The following is a 21,941-nucleotide window of genomic DNA, read 5'->3' on the forward strand; positions in this document are numbered from 1 at the left end:
CCTCACCCTTTGTCGCGCAAAGGTGCAGTTGCCTTTTGCATCGCTAGGATCAACGCATCCCGTTTCTCCGCCATCTGAGCCGCGGATTGCCCATTGGCCGCCCGCTCTATCCCGGCGACCAATTGATCGGTGACGTCTTGGTCCAGATGGACCTCGCCCATATCGTCCCACCACCCGTTGAACGTGTCTGAGAAGTGATCACAAAAACCCGCCAGACCGCCCTGCCCTGCGCCGAGGTGAAACAGCATTGTAGGCCCCATCGCCGCCCAGCGAAGACCAGGCCCGGCCCAAACCGCCTTATCGACGTCATCAACACTGGCCACGCCTTCGATCACAAGGCTGATCGCTTCGCGCCACAAAGCGGCCTGCAAGCGGTTGGCGACATGGCCGGGTTTTTCCTTGTTCACGCGAATGGTGGTTTTTCCAAGCGATTCATAGAAACGTTCAGCCCCCTCAACGGCGCTTGCCTCGGTTCTGTCGTTGCCCATCAGCTCGACCAGCGGAATCAGATGCGGCGGGTTGAACGGGTGACCCAGAACAAAACGCGCCGGGTTGGTCCATCCTTCTTGCATCTGGCCCAGCATCAGCCCGGATGCTGAACTTGCCACGATCGCATCGGGCTTCAGAACCGGTTCAATCTCGGCAAAAGTTGCATGCTTGATCGGCAGCCGTTCTGGCACGTTCTCCTGCACAAAATCCGCGCCTTCAACTGCCTCGGCGGCGCTGTTGTGAAAAGTGATCGCATCCGGTGTTCCGTGTTCTGTCAGGCCGAGTTCAGACAGAGTGGGCCATGCCATCTGGACGTAATCCCGCACCGATTTCTCTATCGTTGGTGAGGGATCATAGACCGCAACCGAACGGCCCGAAGCCAGGAACAAAGCAGCCCAGCTTGACCCGATGACACCACCACCAAGGCAGGCGGTATGGGGAAAACCAAGCATCAGAACAACCCCGGGTTCAGGGGCGATGCGGCGGTCATACCACCGTCAACCGTGAAGCACTCGCCGCTGACAAAAGAGGCCTTGTCCGATACCAGCCACGTCACCAGATTGGCGATGTCCTGCGGCTCTCCGAACCGGCCAACCGGATGGCGCGCCAGAGCATCCGCCATCGCGCGGTCCGGGTCATCGGCCAGTGCAAACGCATCCTCGGCCATCTCTGTCATGATCCAGCCCGGCCGGATCGCATTGCATCGCACCTTTGGCCCATGGTCCACCGCAATCGAACGCGTCAGGCCATGCACAAAGGCCTTGGACGCATTGTAAAGCGCCATGGATGGGTCAGAGACAACGCCCGAGATCGACCCGATATTGATGATGTTCCCGCCTGTATCCTGCATCTGGGGCAGAACGGCGCGGCACATGTTGAAAACACCGCGACAATTCACGTTGATGACCTGATCCCAATCCTCATCGCTGCTATCCGCAACGGTTTTTTCAACCTGAACCCCAGCATTGTTGACCAATACAACTAGGGTGCCAAAGGCCTTGCGCGCTTCGGTCACGATATATTCGGCATCATGGGGGACGGATACGTCGGCGGTCAGCCACAGGACCTGTTCATCAAGATCCTCGGGTCGCATGCCTCGTCCACAGGTGGCAACCGAATATCCCTCGGCTGCCAGTTGATCCACAATGGCGCGGCCGATACCGCGGCTTCCACCGGTGACAATTGCCGATTTCTCAACCCGTTCGCCCGGGTTTGAAGTTATGACCTGCATGGCGCCCCCCTTGTCAGAGCTTCATTTGCTGGACCTGGGCCGACAGGCCGCCGTCCAGAACCCACAATTGTCCGCTGGCATAACGCGCCTCGTCGCTGGCAAGCCAATTGACCAGATTGGCGATGTCTTCGGGCGTGCCATAGGTGCGCATCGGGTGCACGTCCCGCACCGCTTGCTGCAATTGCCCGATGGTCTTGCCGCCCGCACCCGAGCCGTCGCCTTCAAAAAAGCTCTGCAGCATCGGCGTGTCTATATATCCGGGGCAAATGGCGTTCACACGGATGCCTTCGGGCCCGTGATCGCAGGCCATCGCGCGGGTCAGCGCGTGAACGGCACCTTTGGTGGCACAATAGGCCGCCAGCCCGGGATCCGCGATAAATCCGTCATATGAACCAAAATTGATGATCGACGCACTGGTGCAGGACCGGGCCGCCTGTCGCATCAAAGGCAGGGCGTATTTTGACGTCAGGAACGTGCCGGTACAGTTCACCGCAAAAGAACGGTTCCATTCCTCAAGCGAGGTATCCTCGATTGTTTTTTCAATCTCGATCCCTGCCGCGTTGACCAGAATGTCCAACTTGCTGCAATCGGCCTGTACCTTGTTCATACCGGCCTTCACAGCCCCTTCATCCGCCACGTCCATGGGCAGAAACCGGCTGCCGTCATCGTCATGTTCGGCCAGCGAGCCCTGTTCGCTCAGGTCAGCGGCATAAACCGTGGCGCCTTCACGCAAAAAACGCGCGACAATCGCGCGGCCAATTCCGCCGCGCCCTCCGGTGACCAGAGCGCATTTACCCTGCAATTTCATTCATCCTGTCCTTCCTTGAGCGGCGGAAATCGGTATCTGGCCGCGGCCAGGGTCCAGTCCATGTGGTTGCGCACATATTGCTGAGAGGCATCCGATGGCGGGTTATAGTCCCACGCCTCTCCCGCGCCGGCCTCCATCGCGGCATGCAACGCGCGTCGGGACCGCTGCGTTGCAATGATCGCGTTGCGCATTTGTGCGCTGTCCCAACGCTGCGCGACCTCGGCCGCGAACGCGTCGGCGGCTTGTGCATAGGCCGGATCCAATGCGACGTTGTTCTTTTCCTGCGGGTCGCGCGCCAGATTAAAAAGTTGCGGGGGATCCGCGTCGCAGTGAATGTATTTCAAAGCGCCACGTCGGATCATGAACACAGGGCTGGGCGTCATCTCGGCACAGTATTCGCCAATTGCCTCATCGACAGGGTCCGCTTCACCGCGCGCCAGAGGCATCAGGCTGCGCCCGTCGACGGGCTCTCCCAGCATTGAGGCATCGCCACCCGCGATGTCGATCAACGTAGGCAGCATATCAACCAGCGAACATGCATTTTCAGCTGCCCCCTGCACGATCCCCGGCCCTGCCATGATCAGGGGCACGCGGGCCGAGGGTTCGAAAAAGTTCATCTTGTACCACAAACCACGCTCACCCAGCATATCCCCATGATCGGCGGTCACGATTACGATTGTGTCGTCCAAAACGCCCATTTCCGTCAGCGTTTTGATGATTTCACCGACCTTGCTGTCGAAATAGCTGACATTTGCCAGATAGGCGCGGCGCGCGCGGCGCACTTCCTTATCCGTCAGAGGCACATAGCTGGCCTCAATCCCGTCCATCAGGCGGCGCGAAAACGGGTCCTGGTCCGCTGGCGAAAGGGTGAAATCCGGCAGGGCGATGTCTTCATCGGAATAGAGATCCCACCACTCGGGCTTGGCTACATAAGGGTCGTGCGGGTGGATGAAACTGGCGACCATGGCAAAGGGCGCGTCATCGCCTGCGGCCTGATCGCGACCCCGGTCAATCAGCCACCGCCGCGCGGCAAATCCAACCTCATCATCGTAATCGGTCTGAAACGTGGCCACCGCGACGCCACTTTCCTTGACCGTCTGCATATTGTGATACCATTTATCGATCCGCTCATCCGGGGCTTCCCAATCCGGGGTCCAGGCAAAATCGGACGGGTAAATGTCGGTGGTTAAACGATCCTCGAACCCGTGTTTTTGATCGGGCCCGACGAAGTGCATCTTTCCGGACAGGCAAGTACGATAGCCTAGCGCCTTGAGGTAATGCGCAAAGGTCGGCACCGAGGCCTTGAACTCGGACGCGTTGTCATATGCCGCGATCCGGCTGATCAATTGCCCGGACATGAATGAAAACCGTGACGGCGCACACAAGGGCGAGTTGCAATAGGCCGCGTCAAAACGCATTCCGCGCTCCGCCAACGTATCGATATGCGGGGTTTTGGCTACCTTGTGCCCGTAGGCCCCGCAGAAATGCGGCGCAAGCTGATCCGCCATGATGATGACGATATTGGGGTGTTGCGGCATCTGGACCCTCCGTGATCCTGCCAGCATGTGCTGGTACGCTTACAACAAACGCGGCGGGGTTTTGGATCGCTGCCCCGGGGTCATCTGGCCGCGGCCTTATAGGCATCCAGAACAAGGCCATGAAAGTGATGCACCGCGTGTTCCGACTGACCGGACCCATCCGCATCATCTACAATGCGCCCCTGCGAAAAGGCCGGAGTGTTCATGCCCCGCTGCACGCTTTCTACCAGATTGATATCTTCGACCTGCAACACCTCATCAAGATACTTGATGATCTCAAGCTCCATGTCGTTGGGCTCGGGCGTTTCCAGGAAAAAGTCATAGGTCTCAAGCGTGCGATCAGGGCCGGCGGGGATGATGTTCAAAATGATCATCGACGACCGCCCCGGATAGCGCATGATGCAAGTGTTGGGCCACAACCACCAAACCGCATGGGTTTTCACGGTGGCGTTCGACACATCATATGCGTTGTTGGCCGCGTTATTGCCCGCATCCGCCATATGGCTGGAATAAATGCCGTAAGTGGTCACCTTGTAGGTGTCCATGTCTACCAGCTCGCAGAAATCCTTGTGCGCGGTTGGGCAGTGGTAACATTCCAGAAAATTGTCGACGACATTCTTCCAGTTCGACTTGATGTCATAGGTCAGACGATGCGCAAATGTCAGATCCTCGATGTCCGGCGCCCAATGGCGTATCTCGGTTTCCAGATCACCCGAAAGCTCTCGGAGGGGTTTTGCCGACGGATCGAGGTTCACATAGATGAACCCGCAGAACTCCTCGACCCGAACCTGATCCAGACAAATCTCTTTGGGGTCAAATGCTTCAAGCTGTTCGGTGTGAGGTGCGCGAACGAGCTGACCATCCAGCTTATAGACCCAGGCGTGATAGGGGCACATAATCCGGGTCGTCTGACCCTCGCCCGACAACAGCTCATGCGCGCGATGTTTGCAGACGTTGTAGAATGCGCGCAGCGTGCCGTCTCGATCCCGCACAATGGCGATCGGACGCCCGGCGATGTCGGCTGTCACGAAAGATCCGGGCTCACGCAGCTTTTCCACATGGCATACCCATTGCCACGTCTTCGCCATCACCGCCTCGATGTCGGCATTGTACCAGGGGAATTCGACATAAGCCTCTTTTCGCAAAGAAAACGATCGCGACGGGTTCGGGTCATAGCCTTTTGCGATAGCGTCAAATTCCTGGGCAGTTGGCAATTGCGTCATCGTGATCCTCATCCAAACAACAATGGCTGATGCAGGTGTATTCTGGCATCGCTGTTGTGCTATTTCTTATCATTGGTCGCCAAGAACTTAACAATATTGGTCAGATCACCCCACCTTTCCGATGCATGGGCCATGCGCGAAATTCGAACGGAATGCGACCTTCGGTTCTGTCCTTGATCGGTGGCAAGCCAAAACGCTCTTTGTAGGCCCGGCTAAAGTGGACATGGCTGGAAAAACCACAGGCAAAGGCAACCTCGGACAGCGGGAGAGAGGTTTGCGTCACCAGCCCCCGCGCGCGATCCAACCGGATATCGCGGTAATAGAGGACTGGTGTTTTTCGCAGGTATTGCGCGAACAACCTGCTCAATTGGCGTTGAGAAATTCCAGCAACCTCGCATATCCGCGCTATTGGCATCGGCTCCTCAAGGTGCTGTTCCATGGCCTGGATCGCCTGGCGCACCGCATCCGGGATTTTCCCACCCAAAGGCTCGATCAGCTGAGGGTTCTGCGGCGTTCCCCGATCCCGCAGAGTCGGATGAAACACATAACGCGCGGCCTCGTTCGCCACGGCATAGCTATGCGTGCCCTGAAGAATATGCAATGCAAAATCCGTTGATGCCGACCCACCGCAACAGGTCAGCCTGTCGTCGTCAAATTCGAACAACGCCTCGGTGCAATCGACCTTTGGGTAGAGCTCTCGAAAAGCATCAATATGTTCATAGTGAACGGTCGCGCGGCGGTTATCGAGCAATCCTGCAGCTGCCATTATGAAAGCGCCAGTATCCAGGCCGCCAATCGGGATCCTGCGCAATGCCGCTTGCCTAAGCTCTTTTCTGATCGTGGATGTATCATGCAACTCGGGCGTCCAACTGGACGATACGATCAGGAAATCCGCCGGACGTTGCGCGGTTTCTGGCAGGGTGAGGGTTTCGATACTGGCCCCGTTGCTTGCGCGGCAAAGCCCTCCGTTTTGCGAAGCAAACTCCCAACTGAACAACGCTTGCCCTTCCAGGTAATTTGCTGCGCGAAACGGGTCCACGAAACTCATGGTGGCAGACAGATTGAAACTTGGCGTTACGATAATGCGCAAATGCAGCGGGTGGGGTTGGGTCACCGGTTTCGTCCGTTGGCGTTAAACAGATGTCCAAAAATAAAAAAACAGATCGCAGTTTGACAACAACGAATGAAACAGGCTGACGATGATATGCGCGTCCTGTGCTCTGCGCTCCGAGCATGGCACATGAAAAAACGGCCTGGTAAATACCGGGCCGTTTCAACTTAGCTCAGGGGTCATTCGACCCAGTTAAATCCTTAGAAATGCGCCGAATTCGTCGTCGCTGGCTTGTCAGCCAGAGGTGCAAATTTGGTCAGATCGATGCCTTTGACGGCGGTCTTGTATTCCTCGATTGTCGGAGTTCTGCCGAGAATGGCAGACAGCACGACAACCGGGGTCGATGCCAGCAGACTTTCGCCTTTCTTGTCCGGCGCATCGGCCACGACGCGACCCTGAAACAGGCGGGTCGATGTGGCCAGAACCGTATCCCCCTTTGCCGCTTTCTCCTGGTTGCCCATGCAGAGGTTACAGCCCGGACGTTCGAGATACAGGATGTTCTCATACTCGGTACGCGCCTGCTGCTTCGGGAACAGGTCATCAAATTCAAAGCCCGAATATTTCTCAAGCACCTCCCAATCGCCCTCTTCCTTCAACTCATCAATGATGTTGTAGGTCGGGGCAGCAACCACCAGCGGGGCCTGGAATTCAACCTTGCCGGTTTCTTCCTCAAGGTTTTTCAGCATCTGAGCCACGATCTTGATGTCGCCCTTATGCACCATGCACGAACCGACAAAGCCCAGATCCACATGCTTTTCGGCATTGTAGTACGAGATCGGGCGGATGGTATCGTGCGTGTAGCGTTTGGACACATCGGCGTTGTTGACATCCGGGTCGGCAATCATCGGCTCGACGATCTGGTCGAGATCGACGACAACCTCGGCGAAATACTTCGCATTGTCGTCTGGTTGCAACGCAGGTTTTTCACCGGATCTGATCTGAGCAATCCGCGCATCTGCGATGTCGATCAGCTTTTGCAGCATGCCGTTTTCATGCTCCATACCCTTATCGATCATGATCTGGATGCGCGATTTCGCCAGTTCCAGCGAACCGATCAGGGTTTCGTCATTCGAGATACAGACCGATGCCTTGGCCTTCATCTCGGCCGTCCAGTCGGTAAAGGTAAAGGCCTGATCGGCCAGCAGCGTCCCGATATGCACCTCGATCACGCGGCCCTGAAATACGTTGTCGCCGTGCTGTTCCAGCATCTGCGCCTGCGTTGCGTGAACCACATCACGGAAATCCATGTGATCGGCCATATTGCCCTTGAAGGTCACCTTGACCGATTCCGGGATCGGCATCGAGGCTTCACCCGTCGCAAGAGCCAACGCGACAGTCCCCGAGTCCGCACCAAAGGCGACGCCTTTGGACATGCGTGTGTGGCTGTCTCCGCCGATGATGACAGACCAGTCATCCACGGTGATGTCGTTCAGCACCTTGTGAATCACATCGGTCATCGCGTGGTAAACACCTTTGGGGTCGCGACCGGTAACAAGGCCAAACTCATTCATGAACTTCATCAAACGCGGCGTGTTGGCCTGCGCCTTCGCATCCCAGACCGAGGCCGTGTGACAGCCCGACTGATAGGCACCATCGACGCTGGGCGACACAACCGTGGCGGCCATCGCCTCAAGCTCTTGCATGGTCATCAAACCGGTCGTGTCCTGCGAGCCGACAATGTTGACCTTGACCCGAACGTCCGAGCCTGCGTGCAGGGTCTTGCCGGGCGTCGTTCCAACGGCATTCTTGTTGAAAATCTTCTCAACCGCGGTCAGACCCTGGCCTTTGTGGCTGATCTCTTTCGATGGGGCAAAAACCACAGGGGCTTCGACGCCCAAAGTTTCCGCCGCAATCGTCTGCAGTTTCTTACCGAACACGATGGCGTAGGACCCGCCGGCTTTCATGAACTCCACTTTTTGCGGAGTGAACGACGAGGATACATCGACCAATTCGTCGCCATCCTCGCTCAGCAGCTTGTAGTCTTCGGTGTTGATTTTCAGCACGGTGCCTGTGGCGACCGAGTATTTTTCCTCCAGGATCGGGTTTCCGTCGTTGTTCAGGATCGCCTTGCCGTCCTGATCAACCTTCTTGACCCAGTTTTTCAGATCGACACCGATGCCCCCGGTCACCCCAACCGTGGTCAGGAAGATCGGGGAAATACCGTTGGTGCCCGCCACAACCGGCGCGATATTCACGAAGGGCACATAGGGGCTGGCTTGTTTTCCAGTCCAAAGTGCCACGTTGTTTACACCGGACATGCGCGAGGACCCAACGCCCATCGTGCCCTTTTCAGCAACCAGCATGACGCGTTTGTCAGGATGCTGACGCTGCAATTCCTGAATTTCCGCCTGTGCTTTTTCCGAGATGAAGCACTTGCCGTGCAGTTCCCTGTCAGATCGCGAATGCGCCTGATTTCCAGGTGAAAGCAAATCGGTCGAGATGTCCCCTTCGGCCGCGACATATGTCACGACTTCGATCTCTTTTTCGATGTCGGGAAGTTTGGTGAAAAACTCTGCCTTGGCATAGCTTTCTAGGATCTCTTTCGCCGTCGCGTTCCCAGCGGCGTAGGCGTCAGCAAGACGATCCGTATCCGCGTCATAGAGGAACACCTGAGTCTTCAAAACTTCGGCAGCTTGCCCGGCAATACCCGCGTCTTCCCCCAAGGCCAAGTCAAGCAGGACATCGACCGAAGGCCCGCCCTTCATGTGCGACAGCAACTCAAAAGCAAACGCAACCGAAATCTCCTGGACCTGAACGTTTCCAAGGGCGATCTCTTTCAGGAATTTGGCCTTTTCACCCGCCGCGCTGGTCGTGCCTGGCAACGTGTTATAGATAAAGAAATCCAAAGCGCCTGAGCGGTGCGGGCTGTTTGTATCTTTGATTTGATCAACGATTTCACGGACCAGTGCGCCGTCATCGATCGGCTTGGGATTCAAGCCCTGTTCTTTGCGTGTTGCAATCTCATTTAGGTAGTCTGTATACAGGCTCATGGCTATCCCGGCGAATTGGCAGTTGATCAAGCGTTGGCATCAGAGGCAAAGGGAAGAAACCCGCCTAAAACGCCATTTGTATGCCGCGGTATACTATTCGGATCGAATTGACAATAGATCAAAGCGCCATTGCGAAACCTTGTCCGGGTCTGCCCCCTCGTTCACCAAACCGGACCCCTCTCGCCCTTTGTCACACAAACTGGATTCAATCCATGCTATGCTGCGCGGATTAGCTATAGATTTTTTCGGAGAATGACATGGGTGCCCGCGACATTTCTTTTGCCAGTTTCAATTTGCTGAATTTCCACCTGCCGGGACGGGCAATATATGGTGACACCGACGGCTGGGACGCACATACCTATCAGAAAAAGCTCGACTATACGACCGACATGCTGACGCGCCTTGATGCGGACGTCATCGGGTTTCAAGAGCTCTGGGCCAAAGACGCGTTGCAGCCCGCTTTGGACAATTCCGCACTTGCAGGAACGCACGAACTTTTGGTTCCGGACAACCATACTGACAACAAGATTGTCTGCGCCGCTGCCGTCCGCTCTGACATGTTGGTGGACGAGCCGGAATGGATCGAGGACTTCCCGGAAGAGTTTGTCCTGCGCTCAACCGGAGACGACCCGCAGCAGCCTGATATCTCAGTCTTGCTGGAGGGGTTTTCGCGGCCCGTGATGCACCTGAAGGTCCGCCCCGATCGCCGCACGCCGGTAATTCACGTCTTTGTATGCCACTTCAAATCCCGACGCCCTGCCCAAATCTGGCGCGAACGGGTTTGGTACAAAAAGGACATTCACGGACCACACGCAAACGCCCTTGGTTACGCCATATCAACCGTGCGCAGAACCGCCGAGGCCGCCGCGCTGCGGGTCATCATCACAAACCTGATCAAAAAGACCGACACACCTGTGGTGCTGATCGGCGACATGAACGACGGCAAAGCCAGCAACACGCTGAATGTCCTGTCGGAACAGCCCACCTATCTGTCGCCGCTGTCCACAGGCGGCGGAGACAATGCGCTATACACTGCGCAGACCATGCAGGAATACCGCTCGATCCGGGATGTCTACTACACCCACGTCTACAAGGGTCAACGCGAAAGCCTGGATCATATCCTGTTCAGCCAGGAGTTTTACGACAACTCCAAGAAGCGTTTGTGGGCGTTCGATGAAATGCTGGTCCAGAACGACCACCTGAACCACGACGACCACAAAGAAAGCGGCAGCACCGACCACGGAATCGTGCGCGTTGGTTTCAAGTGGAAACCGGCAGCAGGAAGTTAAAGCAAATCTGACCAGACGCTTTCAGTCGGCCACACAATTCGTCCGACCTATCGGTTCGGCGCACCGCGTTGACCATTTACCAAATCCGCCAACAGTTTGGCACTGCGGGTGGACGCAAAGCGGTTCTGTATGGTTTCCCGTCCCTTCTTTCCAAGTGTCGCGCGCAGCTCTGGCGTTGTCATGACGCGACGCATTGCTTCGGCCAACGGATCGAGATCGTTCGCAGGGACAAGTAGCCCGTCTTTGTTGTTCTCGATAAGTTCAGCCACGCCCCCGGCGTCTGTTCCTATTGTTGGCGATAAGCCCACAAAACCTCAAGTGTAGACGGCACAGAACAACCGTCCGCTACGGTGAGCGCTGTTACAAACGCAGCACCAGCATTGAGATAATGTATGGTGGGTAAAAGAAAGGAGCTGCGTGGCATCCCAACATGACAAATGTTCAATTGTCTTTGAACAATCGCTCTTGCCGCACTCGTTAACTACAGACTAATAGCCTTGCGCCTAGTTTCTCACTTGTCAACGAACAGACATTTGCCAACACCTAAGCCGAAATTAGGTGCAAAAAATAAAAAAATCATCAGCTGCGTTTCTTACGCTGCGCCTGTGATCCCGGGAACAATGTCATTTCTTTGGGGCCACGAGAATTACTCTGTTTGCGCTTTGGTCGTACAAATTGTTCACAAAATCCCATCAACGCCCCGGCGGTTAGAAAGGTCAACGGTGTGAGCGTTGCATTGGGGATCAAGTCAATCAAATTAAGCGCTAATAGAATGCATAGACCGCTTGTAGCGAAGGGAATTTCTTGCCCACGCTTTGAAGCTAAGAAAAAGAGTGGCAAGCACAACAGCCCGAATTGAGCGATGTAGCCCAGCCACCCAAACGACCCCAGAGCGATGATCCAAGCACCATCAGTGATACTAGTGCTTTGACCGGTTTCAGGGTCAAATAGATTGCTTCGCCCCCAAAGACCCCAACCGGTTATCGGCTTTTCAAGCGCGCGAGCAAGGAGTGCATCTTCGTTGTCGAGTCGGGTTTTGAATGAGTAGGCGCGATCTTCGCTTATGCTCAATGCAAAGTCGAATACAACATCAACCGGGACCAAGTCAGCGCCTCTTAGTACCGGGTACACCAAGACACAGACAGCGACCACACCGGCTGTAAGTCGTAGGACGCGTCCACTCGCAAAAAGCACCAAAGGTAGCAGGAGAACAGTGAGAGCGAACGCTCCCAGCGTTTTGGAAAGGTAGAGAACAAAAAACAGCCACAGGGTTGAATATAGCCAAACCAGACTGTTGATTTTCTTTCCCTTTTGCCGCCATACGGAAGCTGCCGCAAGAGTAGCTGTGGCCATAAACAAACCAACCCACAACCCATGAGACAAGAACACAATTGGGCGAAACCCCCCATCGCGAATATGCTGTTCGAAACTATGAGCGAAATATCCGTAAACCCAAGTATTGAGCTGTGGGCTCAAGCGCACTTCGACTAGAATCAAAAAAGAGTAAATAAGTCCGGCCAAAACATATGCCCGTAGTAGAAGCGCGTGGCCTTCTTGGTTTGCCAGCAGTCTCCGACCGATAAAAAACGGTAGCATGGCAACCATTAGATCACGAAATACTCCTAAGGCATCATAAAGTGTAAGCCCAGGAATAAACCGTCCCGGAAATACGATCGGCTCGGGGTTGTTTTGGACAGTAATGAAAGGCCCAACCAACAAAAGCACGACTAAGAATATCAGAAGTTTTGATGCTCTATGAGTATGAGGATTTGTCGTTTCGTCGCCACCACCTCTAAAAACAAAAGCCGCAATGACCACGAAGACACTGGGCATGAAAGCTTTGTCAAGTTGCGGTAAAACGGAAAAATCCACACCAAATCTTGGAGGAAGAAACAAGTAGCCAGCTAAAATCGACCAGATCGCCGCGTTCGGGCGCGACAACAACTTAAACAGCGCGAAAACAACCAACGGCCACCCAAACAACGCGCAATATGCAATAATATTGGGCGACATCCTCAGCCCCTGAATTTAGGCGCGCTAGTTGCCGTCACCGCCGAAGCGTAGTCTGAAAGGCAGTAGGTTTTGGTCATGATTTGGGCCTTCCAAGGGCACCGCGATCTTCAAGTGTCAATCAGCTGTAGCCATGTACGACCTATGTCAGGGTCGCCACGCAAACTCCCTACCGATAGAAAAGAAGACAAGTGGACTTCTTGAACGACCCACACCGTCTTCGTCCCTAATCCGATAGTTAAGGCCCGCATTCAAAATCCATTCAGATTCTAGCTCATAACTGTAGACCGCATTTAAATCAGTACGCTCTACGCGCGGGTCAACGTCTGTTTCATCGGTAAGCACTTGGGTAACAGCAAACCCCAAACGCGATGCGGGGCCAAGTCCAAGGATATAGACGACGTCCAAAATATACTCATCTCGAAATACATCGTCATCTGTAATGGCGACATCCCTATTGAAAAAGAACTGGAGCTCGTTTTCGCCATATACTTGCGCATAACTTAGCGAGCCGATTGGCTCTGTCTTACCGCCGTCCGTATGGGCCACCCCAAGCGTCGCAGAAAAGCTCCCGCCGAGGACATCTCGGCTGCCACCTATCCAAGCTCTGTTCAAGCGCCCGGCAGTCGCCAGTTCTGTTTCGATGTCGAAGGTCGCGGTGCCGTTTGGCGTATCGCGCTCAAGGCCTATTCGGCCTATTGGACCAGTTGTCCTGACATCGCCCGCTACGTCACGTCGATCATCAATATCTGTATACCCAAACCCAAATTCTGCGCGCGTACGGGAATTGAACTCATGTGTTAATCCCAACACGACATCGCTGGTTCGGCGATCACGCTGATCTTCATCGTCTTCCTGAAAGCGTTCCGCGCTAAAGTCCAACGTGGCAACTGTAATTGGCGAAAGGGTGAAGCTGACCCCTGCCCCGGCACCAACCGTGCTATTGTCAAACAATGTTGGGCTCGTTTGATCTATATATCTGAGCTCGCGCGCATCCAGCTCAAAATAATAACCGATAAGATCGCGCCGCCCGAAATCCATCTGGAATGCGAGGCTGTATTCCTGGCGTGTGCCATCGCCGGTCAGGTCCGGGAAATCGGATGGGATCTCAAGAACGCCATCTTCATCTATGAACGTCCGAAGTGACCGAGAGAATCCAATGTCATAGCTGGAAAAGTCAGCGCCAAAATCCAGCCCTGCATTGGCACCTTCACGAACGTAACCGAAATTAAATATTGAATCCCCGAAGTCGAACTCATTTCCTCTGTCCGGCAAGTCAGACCAACGCAGCGCTGTGACGGCATCAAGACTTATGCTTTGGATCGGCGTTTCGCTGGACAATCCAAAGGACAAAATGGTCGATGCGATCGTGCCATGGCCCTCTTCCGGTACATCAAGGGTCAGGTTTTCTCCGGATTCTATGCGTTGTGCGAAACCCAAAGTTATCTGAGTCCCGCCGGGATCAAGGTCCACGTCTTGTGCGACGGCCTGATCGTTCAGGTTGGCGACCAGAAAAACGGCGCCAAACACCGATGTTTTTAGTATTGAATTCAGTTTCACGGCTGTGCCCCTCTTCGGGCTTATTCAAACAAGCGCCGTTCGGGGATGACAATAACGTCACCGTCGGCCAGCCTTGTCGATCCCCCGGTTCCCGTGCCGTCCAACATCGCGTCGTAGTTAAACTGATACACAGTTTCTTTGCCTGTTTTGTCGGTACGGCGCAACATGATGCGCTTGGTCGCAGCAAACCTGGAAAATCCACCCATCTCTCCGAAAAACTGAAGAAGTGTCGTGCCGCGTTCCGGTGTGTGCCGACCAGGTGTTCCGGCTTCGCCTATGACAAACACATCGATAGTGCTTCGGAAGGGTTCCCGGGGCTCATTGAGCGCGCCCAGCGATACAAAGACATTCGGTTGTGAGGCAAAGTTCGGCGCCAGCAACCTCGCCAGTTCATCACTGACTTGTTCAACGCTTCTGCCACCCGCCCGCAGTGAACCGGCCAGTGGGACATTGATCCGGCCATCAGGACGCACCAAAACTTCGCGGTTCAGGCCTTCGTCTTCGAGAACCTCAATTCGCAAAGTATCACCGGATTGAATGCGATAACCTTGCGCCGCGGCTGAGTTTGCCACGACGCCTAGAACGATTGAAACGAGTAGCGCTACGATAGATTTCATATTCGACTCTTCCATTTTGACACGAGCCTTTCACGCCCATCCGGCGCAGACTCAGATACCCCTTACCGGATCATTCTTACGATGTTCGCGCCAGAATTCTATGATTTCTTCTGAGCTGTATCAGAAATACCCAACACTGACGCAGATGGGTTACGCTGCATGTATTCAGTTGCCGCCTACGAGTCGCATTCGGCATTCTTGTGTAAGTATTTGTCCCCTCGGTTTGTTTCTCAGGTATTAAGATTTTTGGCAAAATGCAGGTCCAGCAGGACGCTGCCTTATATATCGATCTGCTCACAACCTCAGCCCAAAGACCGGCCGACTTTCAAAGCAATAAATCAATGCTCAGTCGGTGAATTTATTGTTTCCAAACAAGAACCGACAGACACATCCAAAGATTCGCTGACCTCAAAGTGGGAACACACAAAATTGAGAACGGTTCAAGCGCAACTCTAAGATGACTTCTTGTAGTTTGGGCGCCTTTCGAACGACTGGCGATTGGAAAACTAAGCAGGCAAACCAAGAAGTGCCGATGTGTAAGGAATTGCCTAAAAATACAATCTTAATACAGAGAAGCCTCGAATATCCTCATTGTTCTATGCAGCTAGGGGTCGTTCGGTCAGGCTTCCACATAGGAGCGTTTGTTCGAAAACGTCCGAAACGCGAGACTCTGCAAACATTTTCAACGCATACGCGTGCTAGAGCGCGCAAAGAATTGTTTTGCCGCGGGTGAATTGCTAGATAGGAATCGTAGTAAGAGTAGTAGGGCCCGTTCTGATCATTTTCGGGTCTTGTTTTGGTTTCAAGGTGCGGCGACTTGTTTGTATTGGGTCGCAAGCACCACTTGGTCAGGAGAATCTAAGTCAGATGCCCCCTCAGCTTTTGCCTGGCAATGAAAATAATCCATCGCGTCAAATCCAGAGGCGCAAATGGAGGCAGGCCAGCTTCGATGGGGATATTCTCGAACCACACCAAAAAAACAGAAATTTGACAGACGACGCGGCACAAGGTCCTATTACGAACGGCAAAAGGACGATGCCCACCAGTGTTTCAAAAGACCTTTCAAACGCAAATAAGAGCAAGGACTTGACAGATAGACCTGACCAGATGCCCGGACCGCCAAATACGGGCAGCTCTCTTGACATTTATACCGCACATTTTGGCCTCAAAGAACGGCCATTTTCGTTGGTGCCTGACCCGGAATTTCTGTTCTGGTCACAAGCGCATTTGCGGGCATACACCATGCTGGAATACGGCATCCTGACGCGCGCGCCGATCACGGTCATCACTGGAGAGGTGGGTACCGGCAAAACGACGCTGATGCACCATCTGCTCAAATCGGTCGGCGATGACGTGAAAGTTGGCCTTGTGTCGAACGCACACGGCGACCGCGGAGAGCTGTTGCGGTGGGTTCTAATGGCGCTGGATCAACCCGCCCCGGCTGATGCGACTTATGTTGATCTCTTCGCAACCTTTCAGAAGCACCTGATTGAGGAGTACGCGCTGGGGCATCGGGTTATTCTGATATTTGACGAAGCCCAGAATCTAAGCGCAGAGTCTCTTGAAGAACTTAGAATGTTCACGAACATCAATTCCAACAAAGATGAGCTGTTGCAGCTGGTTCTCGTCGGACAGCCAGAATTGCAGGAGATTATTCGCCGTCCTGAAATGCGCCAGTTTGCGCAAAGGGTTGCCTCAAGTTTCCACCTGAGGGCGATGGATTCCAAAACCGTTAGAAAATATATTGGCCACAGGCTTGAAATCGCGGGCGCGGAACGGAATTTTTTCAGCCCTGCTGCGACCGACCTCATTTTTGAAGCGACGGGCGGAGTACCGCGGCTGGTCAACCAGATTTGCGATCTGGCCATGGTCTATGCATTTACCCGAGGGTTACAGGGCGTTGTGAGAAATACCGTAGAGATGGTTTTGAACGATGGCGCTTTTTTCGCAGCAAGTTTACCTCCTGATCAAGTTAGGCACTCATCATGATGAACGAAGTGCGGTTTTACTTTTCGCTGTTTCTGAAGCGGTTGCCGCTCATGACTTTCATTGTTCTGGGTTGCACTGCCGCAAGCATTTTTGTCGCCTTTAGTTTACAGCCCACTTACAAGGCCGAAGCCACGCTTGTAGTTGAATCGCCCCAGATTCCTGGCGAACTTGCGTCGTCAACAGTTCAGGCAAGTGTTGTTGAGATCCTGGAGGTGACGCAGCAGCGTATTCTAACCCGGGCCAATCTTTTGAACTTGGCTCAGCAATTCGATGTTTACGCAAATGTGCCTGATGTGACACCGGACGCGATCGTGATTAACATGCGATCGAGAATTGAGATGCAAATTCCTCCTCACTCGTTCAACAGGGCGTCATTTGTTACAGTCTCTTTTGCCGCGCCCACCGGTGAAATGTCTGCGCAGGTTACCAACGAACTGGTGGCACAGATTCTCGAAGAAAACGTGGCCATGAGAACAAGCGCCACGGGGCAAACACTCGACTTCTTTACGCAGGAAGTTCAGCGTCTGGATGACGAACTCGCCGAACAGGGATCCAAAATCCTGGAGTTTCAAGAAGCTCACAAAGACGCGCTGCCCGACAGCCTCGACTATCGGAGAAACCGACAGTCCTCCCTACAGGAGAGGTTGTTGCAATTGGACCGGGAATTATCGGGGCTCAGAGACCGCCGCGCACGGTTGGTTGAGGTCTATGAGCGCACCGGGCGTTCCGATCTGGCGGGTGAAAGTCTAACACCTGAACAACGGCGTTTGCGGCAGCTGCAAGATGAAAGGGCTTCTGCGCTTGTCATCTATTCCCCAGATCACCCACAGATAAAGTCTCTGGATGGCCAAATAGCAGCGCTGGAAGCTGCAAACATCAAACTGGGTTTGGGAACGGAAACTGCTCCAAATTTCACGGCGTTCGAGCTTCAGATTTCTGACATTGATGGTCAGATAGACTTCATTGAAGAACAAAAGGAAATCATAAATTCTGAATTGGATGAACTCGCCGCTTCCATAGAAGATACGCCAACAAATGCAATTGCTCTGGGCACGCTGGAACGCGACTATGAGAACCTGAGATTTCAGTATGCGCAAGCAACCTCTAGCCTGGCCGAAGCCCGGACGGGCAATCAAATTGAAGCCCAATCCCGCGGGCAGCGCATAACGGTTACCGAGCAGGCAGATGTCCCGACTGAACCAGCCAGTCCGAACAGAAAGCTAATGGTTGCCGGTGGGTTTCTGGGCGGCGTTGGTTTGGCCGCCGGGATTTTCCTGTTGCTTGAGTTGTTGAACAACACCATTCGCAGGACAGTCGAACTTGAGCGCCGTCTCAATATCACTACGTTCGCGACTGTTCCTTACCTCAAGACACCTGGCCAGGCCGCAGCGCGCCGAACCTTGGTTGCGACACTCATCCTGTTGCCTATTCTTGTCGCAGCCATTGGAATTTATTTTGTCCATACCTACCAGACACCCGTTGACCTTTTGATAGAGGATCTCACGAACCGCTTGGGGCTTGAGGACGCTCTGGAAAAACTTGGTCTCGGGTAAAGGAAAGAAATCGATGGAACGCATTCAATCGGCAATACAAAAAGCTCGGGCTGACCGAAATGCAAACACTGATATTCGTTCTTCTGCGTCTACAGAACAACGCAGCCCGGCGCGTGAAGGTGGCTCTGACGTTTCTTCACTTTGGAAGTCATTGCCAAAGCTGCAGCTCAACAGGCGTTCCCTGACCAAAGCGCGAATTGTTTCTGAGTCCTCTAATGTTGACGCAGTTCCCTTCGACACTCTCCGCACTCGCCTGCTGCATCAAATGAAAGCCAACAGCTGGCGGCGCGTGCTTGTCACGTCGCCGGAATCCAATTGTGGAAAAACGACGTTGTGTCTTAACTTGGCATTCAGCACTTTGCGCTTGCGTGACCAATCAAGCATTGTCATCGATTTTGACATGCGCCGCCCTTCAATTGCCAAAACATTGAACATTCCGAATAATCAGAACTTCTCTAGGGTGCTTGAAGGTACGGCACCAGCAGAAGAACATATGGTTTGTTACAATGACAGATTGATTTTCGCTTCGAACCGCACCCCGATTTCGAACTCATCAGAACTGCTTCAAGAACGCGAAACCGGTTGGGTTATTGATCAAATTGAAGAGCGCTATCAACCGGACCTGATGATTTTCGACTCGCCGCCCATGTTGGCCTGCGACGACGCCTACGCGTTTTTTGATCAAGTCGATTGCGTCGTTCTGGTAGCCGAAGCCGGCAAAACCACTTACGAAGAAATTGATAAGTGCGAACGCGAAATTGCCGGGCGCACCAACTCTCTCGGTGTGGTTCTGAACAAGTGCCGTCACCTGGGAAAAGTGGGCGGATACGGATATTGATGAATCCTAGATACTGTAAGTAATTCCCCATTCAACTTTCGAATTAAGGGCCAGCGAGCGGCTCTCCCACGTAGCCATTTCCATCTCGCTGAAGATGGCTTGGCATGAAATCACATCTCAGGTCAGTCGATGGCTCAGATGTCATCCGAGGTGTAAACATCTGATCCTCTGCTGTTTTGATAGCTTGTAACAACGTCCTGCACCATTAGCTTTAGGTATGCCGCAATTTCGGGGCTCGGAACCAAGTCAAGCGGCTGCCGATCGGAGCCTCCTCCAAACCTGGTCGGCACATTTGTCAAATCGACCTGGTGGATTGCTGCAAGGTGTAAAAGCGATATCATGTAGCCACCCAAGTGATTTGGGTGAACATCATCGCCAAAAAATTCCTGGATGTTTGCAACGCCGGGAACAAGCCCTTGCTCGATATCATCGTAAAGCCGCGCCATAACGCGATGACCTGGAATGATAACAACCGGTGGAGCTTCCGAAGGGCGCTTCTCGTTGGCATAGTCCGCCATTGCTTCCCATTCAACGCCATCAATGTCCAAACGCTCTCGGAAACCGGGATCAGACACCTCTAAATCGGTCCACACGGAGAAAAGCATGGTAGCGGCGCCGTTTCCGTCATTGCCATTGCGCCAAGCGTGATTAACCCACCTTGAAAACTCTTCGCGCCTTTCCAGCCTGTATTCCGCTTTGCGTCCTGTCGGATAAAGTGCTTCCGGATAGATGTCATTTCGTTCGGTAATGACCAAAAGTTCAAAATCAGCGATATCTTTCCAAGCATTAGGGTTCCCATAGAAAGCGGAGTCCACTGATTCGCGACGCCAACGCATTTCGCTTCCCGGAATGGTTGAGCGCGCAACCCTGTCTTTTTTCCTACCAAAGCTATTGATCATGTTGCCCAACTCCCACCAAGAGTTAGTGTGGGAATCTGTTAAGCTATGGCCGCTATGAACTTGTCTGACATCTAAATCATAACCGGTATGTGTTGTCTCTTTTGCAAGTGTGTATTGGGCGAGCTCTCTTGTAAATTCGGGTGAAGCAAGACTGATCGCACGTGCGACCGAGATATTTCGGAAATAGTCTGCGTTTGTACCGGTTCTGCTAATTTCGTCACCATCTAGAATTCGATTAATCCAACCGTTTTTAGCAACGACATCAGCCTGCGCAAGCCGGGCAAAATTCTGCCATGGCATCGAAGTTTTGAATAATTCAACGAAGGGCTTCTCGGTCGAATAGGCGCTTGAACAATTCAAACCCGATTGAAGAGTGTCGTTTGAAATCGCAAGTGACACTTGTCCCAAGGGCACATGAACACCCGGAATCGAAATGTGTTCTGAATTGGAAGCGTTGGCTGTCCAGTCTGTCACCGCAAGATGGGACGCAAAAAGACCTACGAGTACAGCCAACAAAGGAACCCCACCGCGTCTGCGTTCAGCGACCTTCAAGTTTCGAAAAGGCACTTTCCCGAATTGCATATCAACCCTCATGAAAAATCTACTGTGTTCAGAAGCACAGAACTGGATACTTGCGGATGGTATTTTGACTTTAACCCACTAGATAGAGCGTAGCGCACAACAGCTTCAAACCCATAGTCAAATTTCTCATTGATCCAACTACATCGCATCTACTGGCTATGCGCTAAGGGCTGATATGCGTATCGTAGAGTTTGTTCACGAGGGTCTGAGTTTGCTGAGATGAAACGTTATCTGCTTGCCTCCATTCCGATTGTTGCCGCGGCGATCGTTGGCTTTGTTCGATTTGGATCCACAAAACCAATCGATATCAACACCTTCGAAACTCTCTATGACGCGCCTGCGCCTGCGCCAACACTGCCGCAAACTGTTTTTCACCTTGGGCACAGTCTCGTCGGGCCTGACATTCCGGTTATGCTGAAGCAATTGGCCGGGGGCGAGCACGACTATAGCAGCCAGTTGGGCTGGGGTACGACGTTGAAAGCACATTGGGAACCCGAAGAGGAGATCAACGGGTTCGAGTTGCGCAATATGCCCGAAAGCTTCAACAACGCTTCGGAAGCGATATCTTCCGGAGACTATAATACGTTTATTATGACCGAGATGGTCGAAATTCGCGACGCAATCAAATACTTCGACAGCGCCAAATATCTACATGAATGGTGGCAGCTTGGAAGACAGTCGAACCAAGACATGCGCATATATTTCTATGAAACTTGGCACCCGTTGGATGACGAAGAAGGGTGGCTTGACCGCCTTGACAAGGACTTGGACCGATATTGGGAAAAAGAAATCTTGCGCCGCGCGATGGCATATGAGGGCGATCCGGAACCCATCTATCTGATTCCAGCAGGCCAAGTCATGGCTCAATTCGTCCGAGACGTTGAAAGTCGTGGTGGTGTTGGTCCAATCGCCGACCGTAACGATTTGTTTTCCGACAACATCCATCTCAGTGACTTGGGCAGTTATTTGGTCGCTTTGACCCACTACGCGGTGCTTTATCAGGAGTCTCCGGTTGGACTGCCGCATGAGCTGCTGAAAGCTGATGGCACAGAAGCACTCAGCCCCGGACCGGAAGCGGCGCAGTTGATGCAGGAAACGGTCTGGGATGTGGTCAAAAACAGCAGGCGCACCGGAGTTCCAGCGGACTAAGTGGCGTTTGACCTACAGCGCAGTTACGTAATCGCAAAACGTTGCGCGGCGATCAGATGCTCAAA

17 protein-coding genes are annotated in these 21,941 nt (G+C 53.5%); 5 read left to right on the forward strand and 12 right to left on the reverse strand.

Features of this window, described 5'->3' with window-relative positions; genetic code table 11:
• Positions 1-2: 2 nt before the first annotated feature.
• From ACR0AG_RS08615 to ACR0AG_RS08645, 7 genes are all read right to left on the reverse strand, one after another.
• Entirely contained in the window at positions 3-941 is a 939-nt protein-coding gene (locus tag ACR0AG_RS08615; protein ID WP_480837885.1) for a 3-hydroxyacyl-CoA dehydrogenase NAD-binding domain-containing protein, read from the reverse strand.
• Positions 941-1,720, reverse strand: a complete 780-nt coding sequence (locus ACR0AG_RS08620) for an SDR family NAD(P)-dependent oxidoreductase (protein ID WP_480837886.1) — start codon at positions 1,718-1,720, stop codon at positions 941-943. Before ACR0AG_RS08620 ends, ACR0AG_RS08615 begins: the two co-directional genes overlap by 1 nt.
• Before the next feature lie 13 nt (positions 1,721-1,733).
• Positions 1,734-2,528, reverse strand: coding sequence for an SDR family NAD(P)-dependent oxidoreductase (locus ACR0AG_RS08625; RefSeq protein ID WP_480837887.1), 795 nt, complete (start codon positions 2,526-2,528; stop codon positions 1,734-1,736).
• The gene (gene betC, locus ACR0AG_RS08630) at positions 2,525-4,066 is read right to left on the reverse strand and encodes a choline-sulfatase (protein ID WP_480837888.1); all 1,542 of its coding nucleotides are present in this window, start codon (positions 4,064-4,066) and stop codon (positions 2,525-2,527) included. Before betC ends, ACR0AG_RS08625 begins: the two co-directional genes overlap by 4 nt.
• An 80-nt stretch (positions 4,067-4,146) precedes the next feature.
• Complete coding sequence (locus ACR0AG_RS08635; RefSeq protein WP_480837889.1) at positions 4,147-5,289, reverse strand: aromatic ring-hydroxylating oxygenase subunit alpha; 1,143 nt, start codon at positions 5,287-5,289, stop codon at positions 4,147-4,149.
• Between the two features lie 100 nt (positions 5,290-5,389).
• Entirely contained in the window at positions 5,390-6,403 is a 1,014-nt protein-coding gene (locus tag ACR0AG_RS08640; protein WP_480837890.1) for a GlxA family transcriptional regulator, read from the reverse strand.
• A 197-nt stretch (positions 6,404-6,600) separates the two neighbouring features.
• Entirely contained in the window at positions 6,601-9,390 is a 2,790-nt protein-coding gene (locus ACR0AG_RS08645; RefSeq protein ID WP_480837891.1) for a bifunctional aconitate hydratase 2/2-methylisocitrate dehydratase, read from the reverse strand.
• A 257-nt stretch (positions 9,391-9,647) separates the two neighbouring features.
• Here ACR0AG_RS08645 and ACR0AG_RS08650 point away from each other — a divergent pair, with 257 nt between their 5' ends.
• The gene (locus ACR0AG_RS08650; protein ID WP_480837892.1) at positions 9,648-10,679 is read left to right on the forward strand and encodes an endonuclease/exonuclease/phosphatase family protein; all 1,032 of its coding nucleotides are present in this window, start codon (positions 9,648-9,650) and stop codon (positions 10,677-10,679) included.
• Between the two features lie 47 nt (positions 10,680-10,726).
• On the opposite strand, the gene ACR0AG_RS08655 is transcribed toward ACR0AG_RS08650, so the two are convergent.
• From ACR0AG_RS08655 to ACR0AG_RS08670, 4 genes are all read right to left on the reverse strand, one after another.
• Positions 10,727-10,987 (reverse strand): glycosyltransferase, encoded by a 261-nt coding sequence (locus ACR0AG_RS08655; RefSeq protein WP_480837893.1) that lies wholly within the window; start codon positions 10,985-10,987, stop codon positions 10,727-10,729.
• 271 nt (positions 10,988-11,258) lie between these two features.
• Positions 11,259-12,692 carry a hypothetical protein gene (locus ACR0AG_RS08660; protein ID WP_480837894.1) on the reverse strand — a complete coding sequence of 478 codons (1,434 nt, stop codon included), beginning with the start codon at positions 12,690-12,692 and terminating at the stop codon, positions 11,259-11,261.
• 144 nt (positions 12,693-12,836) lie between these two features.
• The gene (locus tag ACR0AG_RS08665; RefSeq protein WP_480837895.1) at positions 12,837-14,249 is read right to left on the reverse strand and encodes a porin family protein; all 1,413 of its coding nucleotides are present in this window, start codon (positions 14,247-14,249) and stop codon (positions 12,837-12,839) included.
• 20 nt (positions 14,250-14,269) lie between these two features.
• On the reverse strand, positions 14,270-14,866 hold the full coding sequence (locus tag ACR0AG_RS08670; RefSeq protein WP_480837896.1) for a polysaccharide biosynthesis/export family protein: 597 nt from the start codon (positions 14,864-14,866) through the stop codon (positions 14,270-14,272).
• Between the two features lie 867 nt (positions 14,867-15,733).
• Here ACR0AG_RS08670 and ACR0AG_RS08675 point away from each other — a divergent pair.
• The 3 genes from ACR0AG_RS08675 to ACR0AG_RS08685 are packed head-to-tail and all read left to right on the forward strand — an operon-like array spanning position 15,734 to position 19,246.
• Positions 15,734-16,855 carry an ExeA family protein gene (locus ACR0AG_RS08675; protein ID WP_480837897.1) on the forward strand — a complete coding sequence of 374 codons (1,122 nt, stop codon included), beginning with the start codon at positions 15,734-15,736 and terminating at the stop codon, positions 16,853-16,855.
• Positions 16,852-18,408: a GumC family protein gene (locus tag ACR0AG_RS08680; protein WP_480837898.1), complete on the forward strand. Its 1,557-nt coding sequence runs from the start codon at positions 16,852-16,854 to the stop codon at positions 18,406-18,408. Before ACR0AG_RS08675 ends, ACR0AG_RS08680 begins: the two co-directional genes overlap by 4 nt.
• A gap of 13 nt (positions 18,409-18,421) precedes the next feature.
• Entirely contained in the window at positions 18,422-19,246 is an 825-nt protein-coding gene (locus ACR0AG_RS08685) for a CpsD/CapB family tyrosine-protein kinase (RefSeq protein WP_480837899.1), read from the forward strand.
• 134 nt (positions 19,247-19,380) lie between these two features.
• Here ACR0AG_RS08685 and ACR0AG_RS08690 read toward each other — a convergent pair whose 3' ends face one another.
• Positions 19,381-20,727 (reverse strand): hypothetical protein, encoded by a 1,347-nt coding sequence (locus tag ACR0AG_RS08690; RefSeq protein WP_480837900.1) that lies wholly within the window; start codon positions 20,725-20,727, stop codon positions 19,381-19,383.
• Positions 20,728-21,138: 411 nt separating this feature from the next.
• On the opposite strand from ACR0AG_RS08690, the gene ACR0AG_RS08695 reads away from it, so the two are divergent.
• Positions 21,139-21,876, forward strand: coding sequence for a hypothetical protein (locus ACR0AG_RS08695; RefSeq protein ID WP_480837901.1), 738 nt, complete (start codon positions 21,139-21,141; stop codon positions 21,874-21,876).
• Positions 21,877-21,941: the final 65 nt, after the last annotated feature.

The organism is Ruegeria sp. H6, assembly GCF_056532975.1.